Source organism: Massilia mucilaginosa (assembly GCF_011682145.1).
Lineage (GTDB): Bacteria > Pseudomonadota > Gammaproteobacteria > Burkholderiales > Burkholderiaceae_D > Telluria_A > Telluria_A mucilaginosa.
In genome coordinates this window covers 110,638-128,242 of the sequence record NZ_WHJH01000002.1, presented here as the reverse complement: position 1 = coordinate 128,242, position 17,605 = coordinate 110,638, and the positions used below count along the sequence as shown (strand labels likewise).

Annotated in this window: 17 protein-coding genes; 6 read left to right on the top strand and 11 right to left on the bottom strand. The window is 64.4% G+C overall.

The genetic code is table 11. From position 1 onward, the window contains the following. Positions 1 to 7 precede the first annotated feature (7 nt). Genes F2P45_RS37190 through F2P45_RS03020 form a run of 3 tightly spaced genes read left to right on the top strand, consistent with a single transcriptional unit; the run spans position 8 to position 2,717 of the window. Entirely contained in the window at positions 8 to 916 is a 909-nt protein-coding gene (locus F2P45_RS37190) for a DMT family transporter (RefSeq protein ID WP_166870404.1), read from the top strand. 14 nt (positions 917 to 930) lie between these two features. Then, positions 931 to 1,857, top strand: a complete 927-nt coding sequence (locus tag F2P45_RS03025; RefSeq protein WP_229504898.1) for a DMT family transporter — start codon at positions 931 to 933, stop codon at positions 1,855 to 1,857. An 8-nt stretch (positions 1,858 to 1,865) separates the two neighbouring features. Beyond that, positions 1,866 to 2,717, top strand: coding sequence for a sulfurtransferase (locus F2P45_RS03020; RefSeq protein ID WP_166870403.1), 852 nt, complete (start codon positions 1,866 to 1,868; stop codon positions 2,715 to 2,717). Positions 2,718 to 2,743: 26 nt separating this feature from the next. On the opposite strand, the gene F2P45_RS03015 is transcribed toward F2P45_RS03020, so the two are convergent. The 7 genes from F2P45_RS03015 to polA form a co-directional block, all read right to left on the bottom strand. After that, a complete protein-coding gene (locus tag F2P45_RS03015; protein WP_166870400.1) occupies positions 2,744 to 3,316 on the bottom strand; it encodes a UCP032817 domain-containing protein in 573 nt (190 codons plus the stop codon). After that, the gene (locus F2P45_RS03010; protein ID WP_166870399.1) at positions 3,316 to 3,504 is read right to left on the bottom strand and encodes a hypothetical protein; all 189 of its coding nucleotides are present in this window, start codon (positions 3,502 to 3,504) and stop codon (positions 3,316 to 3,318) included. Before F2P45_RS03010 ends, F2P45_RS03015 begins: the two co-directional genes overlap by 1 nt. 120 nt (positions 3,505 to 3,624) lie before the next feature. After that, positions 3,625 to 3,897 carry a beta/gamma crystallin-related protein gene (locus F2P45_RS03005; protein WP_166870397.1) on the bottom strand — a complete coding sequence of 91 codons (273 nt, stop codon included), beginning with the start codon at positions 3,895 to 3,897 and terminating at the stop codon, positions 3,625 to 3,627. A gap of 79 nt (positions 3,898 to 3,976) precedes the next feature. Further along, entirely contained in the window at positions 3,977 to 4,243 is a 267-nt protein-coding gene (locus F2P45_RS03000) for a beta/gamma crystallin-related protein (RefSeq protein WP_166870395.1), read from the bottom strand. A gap of 221 nt (positions 4,244 to 4,464) precedes the next feature. Beyond that, a complete protein-coding gene (locus F2P45_RS02995; protein WP_187363076.1) occupies positions 4,465 to 5,214 on the bottom strand; it encodes a ZIP family metal transporter in 750 nt (249 codons plus the stop codon). 145 nt (positions 5,215 to 5,359) lie between these two features. After that, positions 5,360 to 6,607 (bottom strand): DUF4382 domain-containing protein, encoded by a 1,248-nt coding sequence (locus tag F2P45_RS02990; protein ID WP_166870393.1) that lies wholly within the window; start codon positions 6,605 to 6,607, stop codon positions 5,360 to 5,362. A 38-nt stretch (positions 6,608 to 6,645) separates the two neighbouring features. Next, entirely contained in the window at positions 6,646 to 9,390 is a 2,745-nt protein-coding gene (polA, locus tag F2P45_RS02985) for a DNA polymerase I (protein WP_166870701.1), read from the bottom strand. Positions 9,391 to 9,802: 412 nt separating this feature from the next. On the opposite strand from polA, the gene F2P45_RS02980 reads away from it, so the two are divergent. The 3 genes from F2P45_RS02980 (at position 9,803) to F2P45_RS02970 (ending at position 12,030) form a co-directional block, all read left to right on the top strand. Further along, complete coding sequence (locus F2P45_RS02980; RefSeq protein ID WP_166870391.1) at positions 9,803 to 10,219, top strand: hypothetical protein; 417 nt, start codon at positions 9,803 to 9,805, stop codon at positions 10,217 to 10,219. 78 nt (positions 10,220 to 10,297) lie between these two features. Further along, the gene (locus F2P45_RS02975) at positions 10,298 to 11,257 is read left to right on the top strand and encodes a homoserine kinase (RefSeq protein WP_166870389.1); all 960 of its coding nucleotides are present in this window, start codon (positions 10,298 to 10,300) and stop codon (positions 11,255 to 11,257) included. Continuing rightward, on the top strand, positions 11,254 to 12,030 hold the full coding sequence (locus F2P45_RS02970; protein WP_166870387.1) for a BPSS1780 family membrane protein: 777 nt from the start codon (positions 11,254 to 11,256) through the stop codon (positions 12,028 to 12,030). The genes F2P45_RS02975 and F2P45_RS02970 overlap by 4 nt, the downstream gene beginning before the upstream one ends. A gap of 27 nt (positions 12,031 to 12,057) precedes the next feature. On the opposite strand, the gene F2P45_RS02965 is transcribed toward F2P45_RS02970, so the two are convergent. The 4 genes from F2P45_RS02965 to F2P45_RS02950 all read right to left on the bottom strand — a co-directional run bounded on the left by F2P45_RS02965 (position 12,058) and on the right by F2P45_RS02950 (position 17,528). After that, complete coding sequence (locus F2P45_RS02965; protein WP_166870385.1) at positions 12,058 to 14,367, bottom strand: UvrD-helicase domain-containing protein; 2,310 nt, start codon at positions 14,365 to 14,367, stop codon at positions 12,058 to 12,060. Positions 14,368 to 14,428: 61 nt separating this feature from the next. Then, entirely contained in the window at positions 14,429 to 14,938 is a 510-nt protein-coding gene (locus F2P45_RS02960) for a hypothetical protein (RefSeq protein WP_166870383.1), read from the bottom strand. Positions 14,939 to 15,064: 126 nt separating this feature from the next. Continuing rightward, positions 15,065 to 15,466 (bottom strand): hypothetical protein, encoded by a 402-nt coding sequence (locus F2P45_RS02955; RefSeq protein WP_166870381.1) that lies wholly within the window; start codon positions 15,464 to 15,466, stop codon positions 15,065 to 15,067. Between the two features lie 127 nt (positions 15,467 to 15,593). Next, positions 15,594 to 17,528, bottom strand: coding sequence for a M56 family metallopeptidase (locus tag F2P45_RS02950; protein WP_166870379.1), 1,935 nt, complete (start codon positions 17,526 to 17,528; stop codon positions 15,594 to 15,596). Between the last annotated feature and the right edge of the window lie 77 nt (positions 17,529 to 17,605).

Here is a 17,605-nt window from a genome sequence, read left to right as displayed (position 1 = left end):
CGACTTCGTGGCCGCGCTCTGGATCCTGCTGGCGAGTTTTCTGTTCTCGCTCATGGGCGCGGCCGTCAAACTCGCTTCGAACGAGTATTCGGTCGCCGAAATCGTGTTCTACCGGGGCCTGGTCGGCATCATCCTCCTGTTTCTGTTCATCCGCCACCAGGGCGGCAAGCTGCGCACCGAGCACCTGCCCGGGCATCTGTGGCGCGGCGCGATCGGCGTGGTGTCGCTGTGGATGTGGTTTTACGCGGCCACCAAGCTGCCGCTGGCCACCGCCGTCACCCTCAATTACATGTCGCCCATCTGGACCGCAGTGGCGATGATCGCCTTCGCCTGGTGGCAGGGCAAGGAGCGCATCGCCCCGCCCCTGCTGGCGGCGATTTGCGTCAGTTTCGGCGGCGTCATGCTGGCCCTGCGCCCGGCCTTCGAGGCGCAGCAGTGGTTCGGCGCGCTGATGGCGCTGTTGTCGGGCGTGCTGGCCGCCATCGCCTACACCATGGTGCGGCGCCTGAGCCGCGCGGGCGAGCCGGAATACCGGGTGGTGTTCTACTTTTTGGCGGTGAACATCGCGGCGGGCATCGCAGGCAGCCTGCTGCCGGGCGGCTCGCCCGACGGTGCGGCGTGGCATGCGCACTCGCCGCGCGGCGCGGCTTTGCTGCTGTTTATCGGGGCCTCGGGCGTGTTCGCCCAGATGGCGCTCACGCGCGCCTGGCGCACCGGCAAGGTGCTGGTGGTGGCCAACCTGCAGTACACCGGCATCGTGTTTTCCAGCGTCTGGGGCATCCTGATCTGGCATGACGTTTTCGACTGGCATGTCTGGCTTGGCATGGTATTGATCCTCGCCTCCAGCGTGGCCGCCACTTTCTATAATACCGTCACCGAAAAGCGCGCCGCGGCGGCCCGCGCCGGCGACCAGTAAGAAGCAAGGAAACCATGGCAGCAGCACTGTGGATGTTATTCGCCAGCTTCGCCTTCGCCGCTATGGGCGCGGCCGTGAAACTGGCTTCAGGCACGTATTCAACGTCGGAAATCGTCATGTACCGTGGGTTGATCGGCACCGTCATGCTGCTCATCATGGTCAAGCACCGGGGACTGAGCCTGCGCACCATGTTCGTCAACGACCACCTGTGGCGCAGTTTTGTCGGCGTGGTGTCGCTGTGGATGTGGTTTTTCGCGATCGGCAAACTGCCGCTGGCCACCGCCGTCACCCTCAACTACATGGCGCCGATCTGGATCGCGGCGTACCTGTTCTGCGCCGGCTGGTGGCATGCCAAGGACCATGTGGAGTGGCCGCTGGTCGTTGCTGTGATCATGAGTTTCGTGGGCGTGACGCTGGTGCTGCAACCGGCGATAGCAAGCAACCAGTGGCTGGGCGGCGCGGTCGGCCTGATGTCGAGCGTGCTGTCGGCGATGGCCTACATGCAGGTGCGGCGCCTGGGGCAGCTGGGCGAGCCGGAATTCCGCGTGGTGTTTTACTTCTCCGCCATGACGGCCAGCGCCGGCCTGGTGGGCACCCTGCTCGAAGGGCGCGCCGCCGGCCTGCCGCTATTCACGGCGCATAGCCTGCACAGCGCCGGCCTGCTGCTGGCCATTGGTGTATCGGCCCTGTTCGCGCAGATCGCCATGACGCGCGCCTACCGCATCGGCAAGGTGCTGGTGGTGGCCAACCTGCAGTACACCGGCATCGTGTTTTCCAGCCTGTGGGGCATGCTGCTGTGGGGCGACAGATTCACCTGGTACGTGTGGCTGGGGATGGCGGTGATTCTTGTGTCGGGCATCGCCGCGACGTTTTACAATACCCAAAGCACGCCACGCGGCGCCGCCGTCAGCAAGACCGATCCCATCGCAAGCGAACTTTAAGGACGCCCATGTACACGACACTGATTTCCGCAGCCGACCTGGCCGGCCATATCGACAACCCATCGTGGGTGATCGTCGACTGCCGCCACGACCTGATGAACCTGTCCGCCGGCCGCGAGGCCTACGCCGCCGGCCACTTGCCGCACGCGCTGTTCGCCGATATCGAAACCGCGCTGTCGGGCGCCAAGCACGGCGCGGACGGCGCGTTTCGCGGGCGCCATCCGCTGCCGGTGCGGGCCGACCTGGTCGCCACCCTGCGCAGCTGGGGCATCGACGACGACAGCCAGGTCATCGCCTACGATGCGCACGGCGGCATGTTCGCGGCGCGCCTGTGGTGGATGCTGCGCTGGGTCGGCCATCCGGCGGTGGCGGTGCTCGATGGCGGCATGGCGGCATGGCAGGCGGCGGGCCTGGCGCTGTCGACCGCTGCCGCGGCGCCGAAGAGCGGCAGCTTTGCCGAACGCGCGCCGCTGGTGACCACCGTGTCGGCGGCCGACGTGCTCGATAATATCCAGAGCGGCAAGCGCGTGGTGCTCGACGCGCGCGCGGCCGACCGCTTCCGCGGCGAAAACGAAACCATCGATCCGGTGGGCGGGCATATTCCGGGGGCGAAGAATCACTTCTTCAAGGATAACCTGGCGCCGGACGGGCGCTTCAAGGATGCCGCCCGCCTCAAGGCCGAACTGGCGCCGCTGGTGGGCAATCCGCAGGACGCCATCATGCAGTGCGGCTCCGGCGTGACCGCGTGCCACAACCTGCTGGCGCTGGAAGTGGCCGGTTTGCCCGGTGCCGCGCTGTATCCGGGTTCGTGGAGCGAATGGTGCGCCGATCCGGCACGGCCAGTGGCGACCGGGGCCTGACAACAGCAGCGGCGACTGACCCTGCCTTAGTCGCCCCCACCGCCGCAAGCGCCGCCGCAGCCGGCGTCCCCGCCGCCTTCGTAAGCGCCGGTGCCGCACGGTGAATGGCGGTCGCTGGTGCCGCGATCGCCCTTGACGCGCGTCTTGCGCGCGTGCGGCCGGTACTCCGTTTCGCTGATCAAGCCGGCCGCCAGCAACTGCTCCGGCGTCAGGCTATCGACACAGGCCGGCACGCCGATCACGCGTCCGCGCTCGTCGAGCGCCAGCGAGGCCACCTGGCCGTTGAACAGCAGGTAGCCGCAACCGCGCGGCATGGCCAGCATGCGGTCCAGCGCGAACAGGCGCGGCAGGTTGGAACCGGCCACCGGCATGCGCTCGATGCGGCGCGCCCGCACCAGGCATACGGCCAGCGCGCGCCCCATGCCGCCGCTCATCTCGGGCGCCTCCACGTGCGGGATCACGCGCCCGAAGTGCTTGCGGCAGAAGGCGTTCAAACCGGTCGGCGAGAGGCGCATCCAGGCGTGCCACACCGAGTCGGCCGCCATCGAGGGCAGGCCGCACGGCAGCTCCGCCTGGCGCACGCAGTCGAAAAACGCCATCAGCCCTTCGGCGGCGCGGGCGAAAAAAAGGCATCCTGTGGGATGCCTTTGAATTCGTGCTGCGCCGTGCGCTTCCAGAAGGGGTACAGCGTGGCGGGGAGATCGGCCATTTCGGCCCGGTACGGCGACTGGTGCGTGAGGCGGGCGGCGCGGAAGGTGTTGATGTGGCTGGTAACGGTACTGAGCATGTTCTCTTTCTCCCTTGTTGTTTTTTTATGAGCACAGCCTCGCATACGATCATGACAGCTTGATGACAAGCGCTTGGAATGATTCACCACTGCGCTTGCCATGCTGAGGGCGGCCGTGAATCAGGCCGACATCAGCCGCACCGACGAGACGGAATCGTTGGGAATATTCACCGCTTCCACCCACGAATAGCGGCCCGGTCCGAATACGCGCGATGCGGGTCCGCGATAATTACTGTCGCGATAAAACTTCCAGCGCCCCGCTACCACGACGAATGAGGAACATTTATCATTGAAGAAATTATCGTCCGGCGCATTCAGGTTCGGTTCCGACCCATACAAATGTTTTTCGCGACCGCGAAAGTTAATATGTTGGTATAACACGACTTCAGCCATATATCCTCCTTACCTGATAATAGCGGCGAGCGCGTCCGATTTAACTGCCGCGAGCACCGCCATGGCAACCCTGTTTCAGTTACACGTGCCTGACCGATGAGATGGAATCGTTCGGAATATTCACCGCTTCGACCCAGTTATACAGACCCGGCCCGAATACCCGCGACGCCGGCCCCTGGAAATTGGCATCGCGATAGAACTGCCAGCGCCCCGACAAGATGACAAACGACGAAATCTTGTCATTGAAAAAATTATCATCGGGCGCATTCAGATTCAGTTCCGAGGTGAACAAATGTTTATGGGCACCGTGATAATTGGCATGTTCAAACAGGACGATTTCAGCCATATATCCTCCTAAACTGGCTACGAGGCAAAAGGTGGTCTCGCTTCACCGGATTGCTGCTTCAGTCTTCATTATTGGGGAGGCTGGCGGACTTAACAATAGCGCGGACTTGACCGGGACTAAATGCATGGCGCATTCCCGCCCAAGGTGTATGACAGAAAGAAATTTGATATCCGGAGCGGAATATCTCGATTGCCAGCGGCAATAACATGCCGCTGTGAAGTTTATCGTCCGTTGGTGAGAAACAAGACAATCAGCACGCCTACGCCGATCAGCAAGACTTGCGGAATGGATTCGCGCACGGTGGCCCGGCGTTGCATCTGCGGCATCAAATCGCTGACGGCAATGTACAGGAAGCCCGAGGAGGCAAACACCAGCACGTAAGGAATCAGCCCGCTGGCGCGGTCCAGGGTGAAATAGCCGAGCAAGCCGCCGGCCACGGCCATGAGGCTGCACAGCAGGTTGAACAGATAGGCGCGGGTGCGCGAAAAGCCGGCATTGAGCAAGACGATGAAGTCGCCGATTTCCTGCGGGATTTCGTGGGCGATGATGGCCAGCCCGGTCACGATGCCCAGTTCCGGATTGGCCAGGAAGGCGGCGGCGATCAGGATGCCGTCGGTAAAGTTGTGCATGCCATCGCCCAGCAGGATCATCCAGCCGGCCTTGCCTGCCTCGCGCTTGTCGTGCCCGTGGGCATGGTGGTGACCGTCGCCTTCGTGATGGTGCGAATGGCGCAGGATGGCGAATTTTTCCAGCATGAAAAATGCCAGCAAGCCGGCCAGCAAGGTGGCGAACAGGCTGCGCGGGTCGGCGCCCGATTCGAACGCTTCCGGCAAGGCATGCAGGAGCGAAGTCGACAGCATGATCCCGACCGACAGGCTGACCATCCGCTCGACCATCTTCGAGAGCAGGGCGAACGAAAACACTGCGGCGGCGGAAATGCTGAGCACACCCCCGATGGTCGTTGCCAGCAGGATGGAAATGAGGATTGGATCGATTTGGAAGCCTCTTGAACGAACTTGCGATGGTCGCAAGCAGGGCATTGTACCGCTCCGCGCAGAGGATTGCCCAGTTCGGTGCCAATGGCGCCGGGCGGCCAGCCCGGCGCCAGGCGTCGCCTTACGGCGTCAGTTGCAGGTTGATATTGGCCTGGTCGCCGTTCAGGACATTGACTGGCGACACCGATTTGGCGGTGTAGCCGGTGGCGACCGCATCGATGCGATAGTTGCCCACGCCCTGGGTTGGCGCGGCGCTGCTGAACACCAGCGGCGCGGTGGCGCTGTAGGCGGCGTACTGCGGCGCGCCGACCGGCAGCGAGCCGATCGTGTAGGCGCCGGTGCCGGCGGCCGCATCCATCGCCTGGATCACCACCGTCTTGCCGCTCACCACCGTCTGCGAGGCGGAGACGTAGGGCTTGACGCTTGGCGCCAGCGGCAGCAGGCTGACCGCGCCGCTGACCGAGCGTGTCAGGCTGGCCGGCATGGTGATCGGCGAGGCCGTCGTGCCGAGTGCGATATTGCTGGCGCCGCCGGGCACGCTCACGTCGCCGATGACGGCTGCGGCGCGGCCGGAACCGACGAACACGACATCGTAGGCACCCGGGTTCAGGCGGCTGATCGCAAACGCGCCGGTGGTCGGATTGACCGTGGTGCTGGCGACCACCTTGCCGTTTCGCTGGGCGCTCACTACCACGCCGCTGCCGGAGACCAGGGTACTGACATAACCGCTGATGCCGCTGCCCGCAGCCGCCATGGCGGTCACGGACGGCGTCAGCAGATAACCGCCGCCCGCCTTGGTGACGACCGAGCGGCAGGCGTCGAAATCGAGCACCAGGTTGTACGGCTGGCCGGCCACGACCTCGAAATCACTGGTGATCTTGACGCCGGCCTGCACCGCCGCCGGGGTTTCCAGGGTGGTTTCGACCTTGGTCGAGGTCGGCGTGACGCTGTTGGCGAAGCCGCTGCCGGTATTCGGATCGAGCATCAGGCGCACCTGGGTGTAGCGCCCGGCGGGCACGCTGACCGAACCGAGCGGATCGAGCACGCCGTTGGTCAGGTTGAGCAGATTGATCTTGCGCGCCGGCGCAAGTACCACCTCGGACCAGCCGGTGTCGGCATCGGCCGCCGTCGCGCTCTGGTGCACGCGCACCTTGCTGACGGTGACGTTGACGGCGTCGAAGCCGCAGGCCGGGGCATCGGTCAGCGCGATGTTCAAGGTGCCGGACGTGCCGCCGAGCGCCGGCGGCGTGGTGCCGGGGTTGCTCACGCTGTTTTTGCCGGGGCTGCCGCCGCCGCCGCCGCATGCTGCCAGGGCCATCGCGGCCACTACGGTGCTTGCCGTGCCAAGGCGGATAAATGTGCTCTTCATCGTTCCCTCTTTCAGTAGGTAGATCAATTAATTAGTTATTAGTGTGCTTCATCCCAGTTTTTACCGATACCCACCTCGGCCAGCAGGGGCACTTTCAGGGCCGCCACGCCCGCCATCAGTTGCGGCAGCCTGGTTTTGACCAGCTCCAGTTCCGCCTGCGGCACTTCGAGCACGAGTTCATCGTGCACCTGCATGATCATGCGCGTGCCGAGCCGGTCGGCCTCGAGCCAGTCCTGTACCGCGATCATGGCCAGCTTGATCAGGTCGGCCGCGGTGCCCTGCATCGGCGCGTTGATCGCGGCCCGTTCCGCGCCCTGACGGCGCGGGCCGTTCGGGGAGTTGATCTCCGGCAGCCACAGGCGCCGGCCGAACACGGTTTCGACATAGCCGCGCGCCTTGGCCTGCATGCGCGTGTCTTCCATGTACTGGCGCACGCCCGAAAAGCGCGCGAAGTACTTGTCGATATAGTGTTGCGCCGCCGAGCGTTCGATGCCCAGGTTGGCGGCCAGCCCGAAGGCGCTCATGCCGTAGATCAGGCCGAAGTTGATCACCTTCGCATAGCGGCGCTGCTCGCCCTGCACGTCGGCCGGGGGAATTCCGAAGATCTCGGCGGCGGTGGCGCGGTGGATATCCTCGCCCTCGGCAAAGGCGCGCAGCATGGCCGCGTCTTCCGAAATATGGGCCATGATGCGCAGCTCGATCTGCGAATAGTCGGCCGAGACGATCACCTTGCCCGGGCCGGCGATGAAGGCTTCGCGGATGCGGCGCCCTTCGGCGGTGCGGATCGGGATGTTCTGCAGATTCGGCTCGTTCGACGACAGGCGCCCGGTGACCGCGACCGCCTGCGCGTAGTTGGTGTGCACGCGGCCGGTGTCGCGGTTGACCATCTTGGGCAGCTTGTCGGTGTAGGTCGACTTGAGCTTGGACATGCCGCGGTATTCGAGCAGGATTTTCGGCAGCGGGAAGTCTTCGGCCAGCTTTTGCAGCACTTCCTCGTCGGTCGACGGCGCGCCGCTCGGGGTCTTCTTGATCACCGGCAGCTGGAGCTTACCGAAGAAGATCTCGCCGATCTGCTTGGGCGAACCGAGGTTGAACGGACCGCCGGCCAGCTCGTAGGCTTTTTGTTCGAGCTCCATGATGCGCGCACCGAGTTCGCCCGACTGCACGCCCAGCAGCTCGGCATCGATCAGCACCCCGTTGCGCTCGATCTTGTGCAGCACCACGGAGGTCGGCAGCTCGATCTTGCGATAGATGAAATCGAGCTTCTCGTCGCTCTCGACATGGCCCTTCATGGCCTGGTGCAGGCGCAGGGTGATGTCGGAATCCTCGGCCGCGTATTCGGTCGCGCGCTCAAGGTCCACCTGGTCGAAGCAGATCTGGCCGGCCCCCTTGCCGCAGACCTCGGCGAAGGCAATCGTGGTGTAGCCCAGGTGGCGCAGGGCCATGCTGTCCATGTCGTGCGGCTTGTGCGACTCGAACACGTACGACTCGAGCAGGGTGTCGTGCACGATCCCGCGCAGGGTCACGCCGTGGTTGGAGAAAATGTGGCTGTCGTACTTGAGGTTCTGGCCGACCTTCGGCTTCGCAGCGTCTTCCAGCCATGGCTTCATGCGCGCCAGGACCGCCTCGCGGTTCAATTGCTCGGGCACGCCGGCGTAGCGGTGCGCCAGCGGGATGTAGGCGCCCTTGCCCGCTTCGACCGACAGCGAGATGCCGACCATCTGCGCCGTGAGCGGATCGAGCGAGGTGGTTTCGGTATCGACCGAGGTCAGTTCGGCGGCATCGACCAGGGCCAGCCAGCGTTCCAGGGCGGCCTCGGTGACCACCGTTTCGTACTCGCCGCGCATGACCGGCAGCGCGGCGCCGGGGAACAAGTCGCCCTCGGGAGAATTGAGCAGCGCGCGCGGGGCGCCCTCGTCGTCGCGCTGGACCACTTCGCGCAGCAAGGTCTTGAAACCATAGCGCTCGAAGAAGGCCTTCAGGCCCTCCTTGTTTTCCGGCTGCGCCACCAGGGTATCGGCGATCGACACCATGTGCGCGGCCAGGTCGCAATCGGTCTTGACGGTGATCAGGGCGCGGCCCTGCGGCAGCCACGGGAGCGCCTGGCGCAGGTTCTCGCCGACCGCGCCGCCGATCGACGCCGCGTTGGCGATCACGCCATCGAGGCTGTCGTGCAGCGCCAGCCACTTGAGGGCCGTCTTGGGGCCGCACTTGGCCACGCCCGGAATGTTATCGACCGTGTCGCCGATCAGGGTCAGGTAATCGATGATGCGCTGGGGCGGCACGCCGAACTTGGCCAGCACGCCGGCTTCGTCGAGCTTTTCGTTGCTCATCGTATTGATCAGCATGACCTTGTCGTTGACCAGCTGCGCCAGGTCCTTGTCGCCGGTGGACACCACCGTATTCATGCCCAGGCTGGAGGCCTGGACCGACAGCGTGCCGATCACATCGTCGGCCTCGACGCCCTCGACCATCAGGATCGGCCAGCCCATGTGGCGCACCACTTCGTGGATCGGCTCGATTTGCAGGCGCAGGTCGTCCGGCATGGACGCGCGCGTGGCCTTGTATTCCGGATACATATCGTCGCGAAAAGTCTTGCCCTTGGCATCGAACACGCAAGCGATATACGCGGCCGGAAAATCCTGGCGCAAGCGGCGCAGCATGTTGACCATGCCATGCATGGCGCCGGTGGGATGTCCATCCGGGCTGCGCAGATCGGGCAGGGCATGAAAAGCACGGTACAGATAACTGGAACCGTCGACTAACAGCAGGGTATTTTGCATAGTGCCAAAAATGAGGTTGAGCCGGGACAGGAACAGGCGCGGCAGCGTACCGGTCATTATCGCAGAAAGCACGCCCGCCTCGAAGCCCGAACCGGGGTCAGAGCTCTGACTAGCAACGTTTAGCCTCCAAACCGGGGTCAGAGCTCTGACTAGCAACGTTTAGCTGCCACGAACGGGCGTTGACCCGGTTCTGGCGCCTTCAGTCGGCGATTGTTTGGCAAACCCAAGGTTTGTGCGCAGTATTGAACCGGCATGACAGCTTTCGGCGCTTTCGTTGCTAATCAGAGCTCTGACCCCGGTTGTAGGGGGAAGACGGGGCGGTGTAGGAATTACAGGGGCTTGTACGATGTGTTTCCACAGGCGGGGCGGGGGTTTGTTACAATGGTCTACACGACCAAAAGGCGACCCTATCATGCTGCGCACTTCTTCTTTCCGCAATCTCCTGGCCTTGTGCCTGCTCGCTTCGGCCAGCCTGGCCGGCGCCCAGCAATCCAAGCCGAGCGATGCTCCGCCGAAGCTCGAACGCCTCGACGATGCCAACCTGGCGCCCGCGATCGTGGCGCCGCGCGCCAACGAGCCGAAAATCAGCGAGAAACGCGAGAACGGCCGCACCACGGAAGTGAAAGTTAAATCCGGCAAGAGCAGCTATACGATGAAGGGCACCAATCCCGCCGCCGGCAGCTCCGGCCTCGATGCCAACGGCTCCAACCTGCGCGGCCCGCAATGGCAAGTCGGCGAATTCGACCTGAACAAGAAGAAAAAGGCCGCCAGCGAAGCCGCCGCCGAGACCGACGCTGCACCGGTGCCGGCACCGCCCGCAGCCAAGTAATCCGCCCCATCCGCCCGCGCCTGCTCAATGGCGCGCGGGCGCTCATATCGACCAACTTACCTTACCCTTCGCTTTCACATGGCAGTTTTTACCGCGGTCACCCTGGATGACCTGACTTTGTTGCTGAAAAAGTTTCCATTAGGAAATGCTATCGGCATCAAAGGGATCAGTTCCGGCATCGAAAACAGTAATTTTTTCATCGATACGGAGCGCGGCGAGTACGTGCTGACGATTTTCGAGAACCTCTCCTTCGCGCAGCTGCCGTTTTATCTGCAGCTGATGCGCCATCTGGCCGAACGCGGGGTGCTGGTGCCGGCTCCGGTGCCGGACGAGGCGGGCGAGCTGGTGGTGCCGCTGCACGGCAAGCCGGCCGCCATCGTCAGCAAGCTCGAAGGCGGCTCGCAAATGGCGCCGCAGCCGGTCCATTGCGCCGCCGTCGGGACCATGCTGGCGACGATGCACATGGCCGGACGCGACTTTGCGCTGCAGCAGCCGAACTTGCGCGGGCTGGACTGGTGGAACGACACCACGCCGCTGGTGCTGCCTTTCCTCGATGAGCGCAACGCCCATCTGCTGCGCGCCGAGATGCATTTCCAGAGCGCGTTTGCGGCCTGCGACCATTACCACCACCTCGGGCGCGGTCCGATCCATGCCGACCTGTTCCGCAACAACGTGATGTTCGTCGGCGAGCGCCTGACCGGTTTCTTCGATTTCTATTTCGCCGGCTGCGACACCTGGCTGTTCGATGTGGCCGTCACCGTGAACGACTGGTGCATCGACCTCGGCAGCGGCGTGCTCGATCCGGCCCGCGTGCGCGCCCTGCTCGACGCCTACCACGCGGTGCGCCCGTTCACGGCCGACGAGCAAGCCGCCTGGCAGCCGATGCTGCGCGCCGCCGCGCTGCGTTTCTGGCTCTCGCGCCTGTACGACCTCTACCTGCCGCGCGAAGCCGAAATGCTCACGCCGCACGACCCGACCCATTTCGAGCGTATTTTGCGCGAACGCATCGCCACCCCCGCCCCAGGATTACTCGCATGAGCCGCCTTCCCGCCATCACCGGATGGCACTGGATCAAGCAGGGTTTCGCCCTGTTCCGCAAGCAGCCCGCCATCCTGACGATGCTGCTGTTCGCCACCCTCTTGATGAGCCTGACCCTGGCCACCATTCCGCTGCTGGGGCAAATCATGACGATGGTCCTGATTCCCTCGTTCAGCATGGCCATCATGCAAGCCTGTAACCTGATCGGGCAAGACCAGCCGGTCACCCCTGGCGTGCTGCTGACCGGCTTTCGCCAGCCAGCCCTGAAGCGCCTGTGCAAGCTGGGCCTGATTTACCTGTTGATCTCGATCGTGCTCGGCTTGATTCCGGCGTTCATGATTTCGCCCGAATTCATCAAGCAGATGAGCGTGCCGCTGGCCGAGCGCGGTGCCATCAAAATCAGCCCGGCCGACATGCAGGTGGTGCTGCTGGCCGGCCTGCTGCAAGGCGTGGCGCTGCTGCTGATGTGCTTTGCGCCGCCGCTGGCCTACTGGCAGCAGATGAAACCGGGCAAGGCGACCTTTTACAGCGTGTTCGGTATCTTCGGGGCGATCCGCCCCTTCGTGGTGATGCTCATGGCGTGGACCGCCATGTTCTTCGGCGCCACGTTGCTGATTGGAATGATACTAGGCAGCAGCAAGGGCGGGCAGATTGCCGTGCTCTGGCTGATGCTGCAGTTCATGCTGCTGATGCAATGTGCGATCTTCGCCGCCTACCGCCAGATCTTCGGCGATCCGTCGCTGCTGTCCAAACCAGTCGATCTCGCGAAGTAGGCTAAGTAAGTGCGCCGGCGCGCCCTGTCAGCGCCCTACCCGTTCCAGCTTGGCAACCGACAGGTCGAGCACCTTCATGCCGGCCTTGCCGAAGTTGATCTGGGCGCGCGCGTTGCTCCCACCGCCTTCGATATTGACAATCACCCCTTCGCCGAACTTGGCGTGCGCCACCGATTCGCCGATGCGCCATCCGGGCCCGTTGCTGGCCGCTTTTTGCGCGATCTGCTGGGCGATCTTGTTGTCCGAGCCGCCGCTGAATTTGGCGTCGTCCCAGGCCGACTTCTTGTTCCCGAACCAGTGCGACTGCACCCGAGGCGACAGCCACTTGAGCGCCTCTTCGGGCAGCTCGTTGAAGAAGCGCGACTTCATGTTGTAGCGGGTTTGCCCGTGCAGCATGCGCGTCTGCGTAAAACTCATGTACAGGCGCTTGCGCGCGCGCGTGATGGCCACGTACATCAGGCGCCGTTCTTCGTCCACACCATCCATCTCGCGCGAACTGCTCTCGTGCGGGAACAGGCCTTCTTCCAGGCCCGTGATGAACACGGCGTCGAATTCGAGTCCCTTGGCCGAGTGCACCGTCATCAGTTGCAGCGCATCCTGCCCGGCCTGGGCCTGGGCGTCGCCCGCTTCGAGCGAGGCGTGCGACAGGAAGGCCGACAGCGGCGACATGACGATGTTGAGCGGTGTGTCGGCGTCGATGATCTCGACGCCGTCGCCCTCGACCAGCAATTCGCCCGCGCTGGCGTGGGTCCTGGGGCCGAGGTAGGCCGGCGCGCCCTGGCCGAAGCCTTCTTCCTGCACGAACTGGGTGGCCGCATTGACCATCTGCTCCAGATTTTCGATGCGGTCGGCGCCTTCTTTTTCGTTCTGGTAGTGCAGCAGCAGGCCGCTGGCTTCGAGCACCACGCGCACCATCTCGGGCAGCGCCAGTTGCTGGGTCTCGAAACGGGCGCCTTCGACCAGCTTAACAAAACTGTTCAGCGAGGAACCCGATTTGCCGGCCACGTACGGCACCGCCGCGTACAGCGAGATGCCCTGCTGCTCGGCGGCCGCCTGCAGCGCTTCGATCGAACGCATGCCGATGCCGCGCGTGGGAAAGTTCACCACCCGCAGAAAAGCCGAATCGTTGTGCGGATTGTCCATCAGCTGGAGGTAGGCAATGGCGTGCTTGACCTCGGCGCGCTGGAAGTAGCGCTGGCCGCCGTACACAATGTACGGCAGCCCGGCCGCGAACAGGGCGTGCTCGATCACGCGCGACTGCGCATTCGAGCGGTACAGAATCGCGATCTCGCGCCGCAATGAACCTTCGGCCATCAGGCTCTTGGCTTCCTCGATGATCCACTGCGCCTCTTCCAGGTCGGACGAGGCTTCGTAGATGCGCACCGGCTCGCCATGACCGGCGTCGGTGCGCAGGTTCTTGCCCAGGCGCTTGCTGTTGTTGGCGATCAAGTGGTTGGCGCTGTCGAGGATGTGGCCGTGCGAGCGGTAGTTCTGCTCCAGCTTGATCAGGTTCTCGACCCGGAATTCGCGCTCGAAGGCGCTCATGTTGCCCACATTGGCGCCGCGGAAGGCGTAAATGCTCTGGTCGTCGTCGCCCACGGCGAACAGCGCGCCGGCCACCTGCTGGCCCTGCCCCGCCAGCAGCTTGAGCAGGTTGTATTGCAGGTCGTTGGTATCCTGAAACTCGTCGACCAGGATGTGCTTGAAGCGCGCCTGGTAATGCTCGCGCAGCGGCTGGTTGCGTTGCAGCAGCTCGTAGGCGCGCAGCAGCAGTTCGGCAAAATCGACCACGCCTTCGCGCTGGCACTGGTTGTCGTACAGCTCGTACAACTCGACCATCTTGCGTTCGATCGGGTCGTGCGCCTCGACCCGGTTGGCGCGCAGGCCCTGGTCCTTGGCGTTGTTGATGAAATACATCAGGTTCTTGGCCGGATACTTTTCGTCGTCGACATTGTTCGCTTTGAGCAAACGTTTAATCATCGACAACTGATCCTGCGAATCGAGGATCTGGAAGGTTTGCGGCAGCGCGGCATCGCGGTAATGGGTGCGCAGGAAGCGGTTGCACAGGCCGTGGAAGGTGCCGATCCACATACCGCGCGTGCTGACCGGCAGCATGGCCGACAGGCGGGTCAGCATTTCCTTCGCGGCCTTGTTGGTAAACGTCACCGCCATGATCCCGGCCGGCGAGACCTGGCCGGTCTGGATCAGCCAGGCGATGCGGGTCGTCAGCACGCGCGTCTTGCCGGAGCCGGCGCCCGCGAGAATCAGGGCGCTCTGCGGCGGCAGGGTGACGGCGGCGAGTTGTTCGGGATTGAGGTTGTGGAGGAGATTTTGCATACCGTGATTATACCGGCGCGCCGCCGCGCGAACGCGGCGGGTTTGCTGGCGAACGGGCTTCTCAGGCGCCGGCTTCCGGTTTGGCCGCGGTGTCGGTGTCGGCCTCGGCCTTGGCCTGGGCCTTGGCCTCGGCCTTGGCCGCGTCCTTGGCCTGGTCCGGCCCGGCGCGGCGATAGGTCGACACCAGCGCGCTGGTCGGGTCGTTGACCGACAGCACGCCATCGTTGACGCAATACGCCAGCGGCTTGGGCAAGGCAGCCATCAGCAAGTTGACGCACTGCGGCTTGTTCGGATCGGCGGCGGCGATCTTGTAGGGATAGCTGAGCGGCTCGCCCTCGCCACCGGCAAGCGACAGGCTCACAGTTTTGGCATCGATCACCATCACGCCGCCCTTGAAGGTGCGCTCGAGATTGGCAATCTCCTTGGCGCCGCCCTTCATGGCCTTGGCCTGCGCGACCATGGGCGGCAGGTCGATGACCCAGCGCCCCTCGATGTCAAGCGGGGCGGCCCGCGACTGGGCGGCGCACAGCACGGCAAGCGCCGCAAAACCAGCGTGTAGAGCTTTGTTCATGTTTTCCTTTACGGTGAGCCGATGGTGGTAACGCTTCCGATACGAGCCGAAGCGTGATTCTAAACCATTGCACAATAAACATGTAATTAAGTTAACAAGGACAAGCCGGGCCTTGCCCCAAGCGTGTTATTGACGCCGGTGGGTCACGATCAGCGGCGTCGTGGGATCGATGATCGACAGGACCTCGCCGCTGATGCAGAAGCGGATCGGTTGCGGTGCGGGGCCGAGCACGATGCTCACGCAGTTGTCCTTGGCGGAAGCGATCTTGTACTGATAAAGCACCGGGTCGCCGGACAAGCCGATGATCGACATTTTCATGGTGTTGGCATCGATCACCATCAAGCCCCCCGTGTAGGTTTTCTTGATGCTCGCAATCCATTTTTCCGCTTGTTTCATGGTCTTGGCCTGGGCCAGCATCGGCGCGGTGTCGACTACCCAGCGTCCCTTGATGTCCACCGGAGCGGCATGCGCGTGGGCGCAGAACAGGACAGCCATCGCCGCCACGCCTGCGCGTAAAGTTGTTTTCATTGGTTCCCTGGTACGGTTGAATTGAAGAAGGATGCCGGCATCGGCGCCGCCATTCTAAACACTTATTCATTCGACATGCTTGCCAAATTGCCGGCATCGCTTCGACTGTACCTGGAGCCGCTTCGGCTCAGGGCGCGCGCTGCCCGGGCACGGGCCGTGCCAGGCCGCGCGCGACGGCGTCGCGCAGCACCTCGCGCATGACCCGCTCGGCCACCTTGCTGTGCTGGTCCATCTCGCGCCCCAGCACGTTCATCTGTTTGCCCAGCGCGTCCATCGGCTTGCCGGCTTCCTTCATCCGCTCGCCGATGGCGTCGAGCGGCGCGCGCGCCTGCTCGATCCTGCCGTGCTGGCGCTCGAGCTGCGCGTGCTGCACGTCGAGCTGGCGTTCGATGTCGCCCAGCTTGACGTTGAGCTGGTCGCGCTGGCCCGACAACTGCGCCCGCGCGGCGCCGCCGGCGTCGTCGATCCGGCGTTCGAGCTGCACGATCTCGCGCTGCAGGCGCGCCTGCTGGGCCGACAGCGCCGCGACCAGGCCGGCGATGCGCTGCGTCTCGGCATGCTCCGGCTGGCTGGCGCCGGCCTTGCGTTCCATTTCGCGGCCCAGCTGCTCGACCACCTTGCCGTGCTTTTCCATCTCCTTGCCATGGACTTCCATCCGTTCGCCGAGGCGCTTGAGCGGCGCGTAGGCTTCGCTCGCCTTCGCCACCAGGGCCGGGTCCTGCACGACGTAGGCCGTGCCGCCCTGGCGGAACCACAAGAAGTCCCCGGCGACGGCGTGCCTGGCGGCGGCGATGTCGTCGATATCGCGGCTGTCGCCACTTAACATGCCTTTGCGTTCCGGCCCCTGCACCAGCGCATACGACATCTCGCCGGCGCCTTTGGTGATGCTTACGGCTGGGCGCGGCGGCGCCGGCGGCGCGGGCGGCACCGGCGCTACCGGTGCCAGCGCCGCCACCGTCATCGGCGCGGCCGGCATGGCGCCGGCGGCGGGCGGAGCAGGCGGCGCGGGCGGCACCGGCGGCGCGCTGACGGCGCGCGCTGTTTTGGCGGCGGGCAAAGGCACGCTCTGCGCGTTGGCGTAGAACGCGGCGCAGGCGGCCGACAGGCCGAGAATCGGCAGCGCCATCTTCCAGTTCAGTGGTTCGGTATCCGGGCGGACCAGGCGTTTGATGCGGGACATAAGATTTCCTCCGTGAGCCCCATGGGCGAGTTGAGGTGTGGAGAACTGGAACTGGTCCAGTTCGGATAATGCAAGCGCCAGACGCCGCGGTTCGCCGAGCATGCTTGCTGCTAAATCATCCGCAATCTGTTCGCGCTCGATCCGCACCCGGTGCGACAGCCACCACACCGCCGGGTGATAGAACAGCACGATTTCGATCGCGCTCTGGATCAGGTTGACCAGGTAATCGAAGCGCTTGATATGCGCCATTTCGTGGGCCAGCAGGGCTTCGAGCAGGTCGGGCGGCATGCCCGTGACCAGCGACGCCGGCACCAGGATCACCGGGCGCCACCAGCCGGCCGTGACGGGACTGGGCAAGTCATGCACCAGCCCCAGTGCGACCTGGCGCGCCACGCCGAAGCGCAGCGCCAGCCGGTCCACCCGCGCCTGCCAGGCGGCATCGTGCAGGTAGCGGCCCGGCTGGCTGCGGCGCCGCACCCACGCCAGCCCGAGCATCAGGCGCAGCGCCAGCAGGCCGGCGCCGCAGCTCCAGAAAAACATCAGCAACGGCAGGCGCTGCTGCAAGAGCGGTTCCCAGCTGGCCAGCTGCGCGGCCAGCATCGGGGCGCCGGCCGCGCCGGCCGGCATGCCGATCGCGGCCAGCGGCAACATCGTGGTGGCTGCGGCCTGCGCATCGAGCACGCGCTGCACCGTGCCGGCCAGCGGCAAGGCGGCGCACAGCAGCAGCGCGCCGCAGCCGGCGGCGTAGCGCAGCTGCGGACGCGCGCCGCGCAGCAGGCCCATGACCAGCGCGGCCAGGCAGCCGACCAGCACGCCCTGCCACACAAAATCGAGCAGCGCCCAGCCCAGGCTGGGCACGATGACGGCGAGCATGTCGTTCATGGATGGGTTCCTGCGTGCATGGTCTCTCCGTCGTAGGGTGAATGTAGAATAAAATATCTAGATAATTTTGTCTAGAA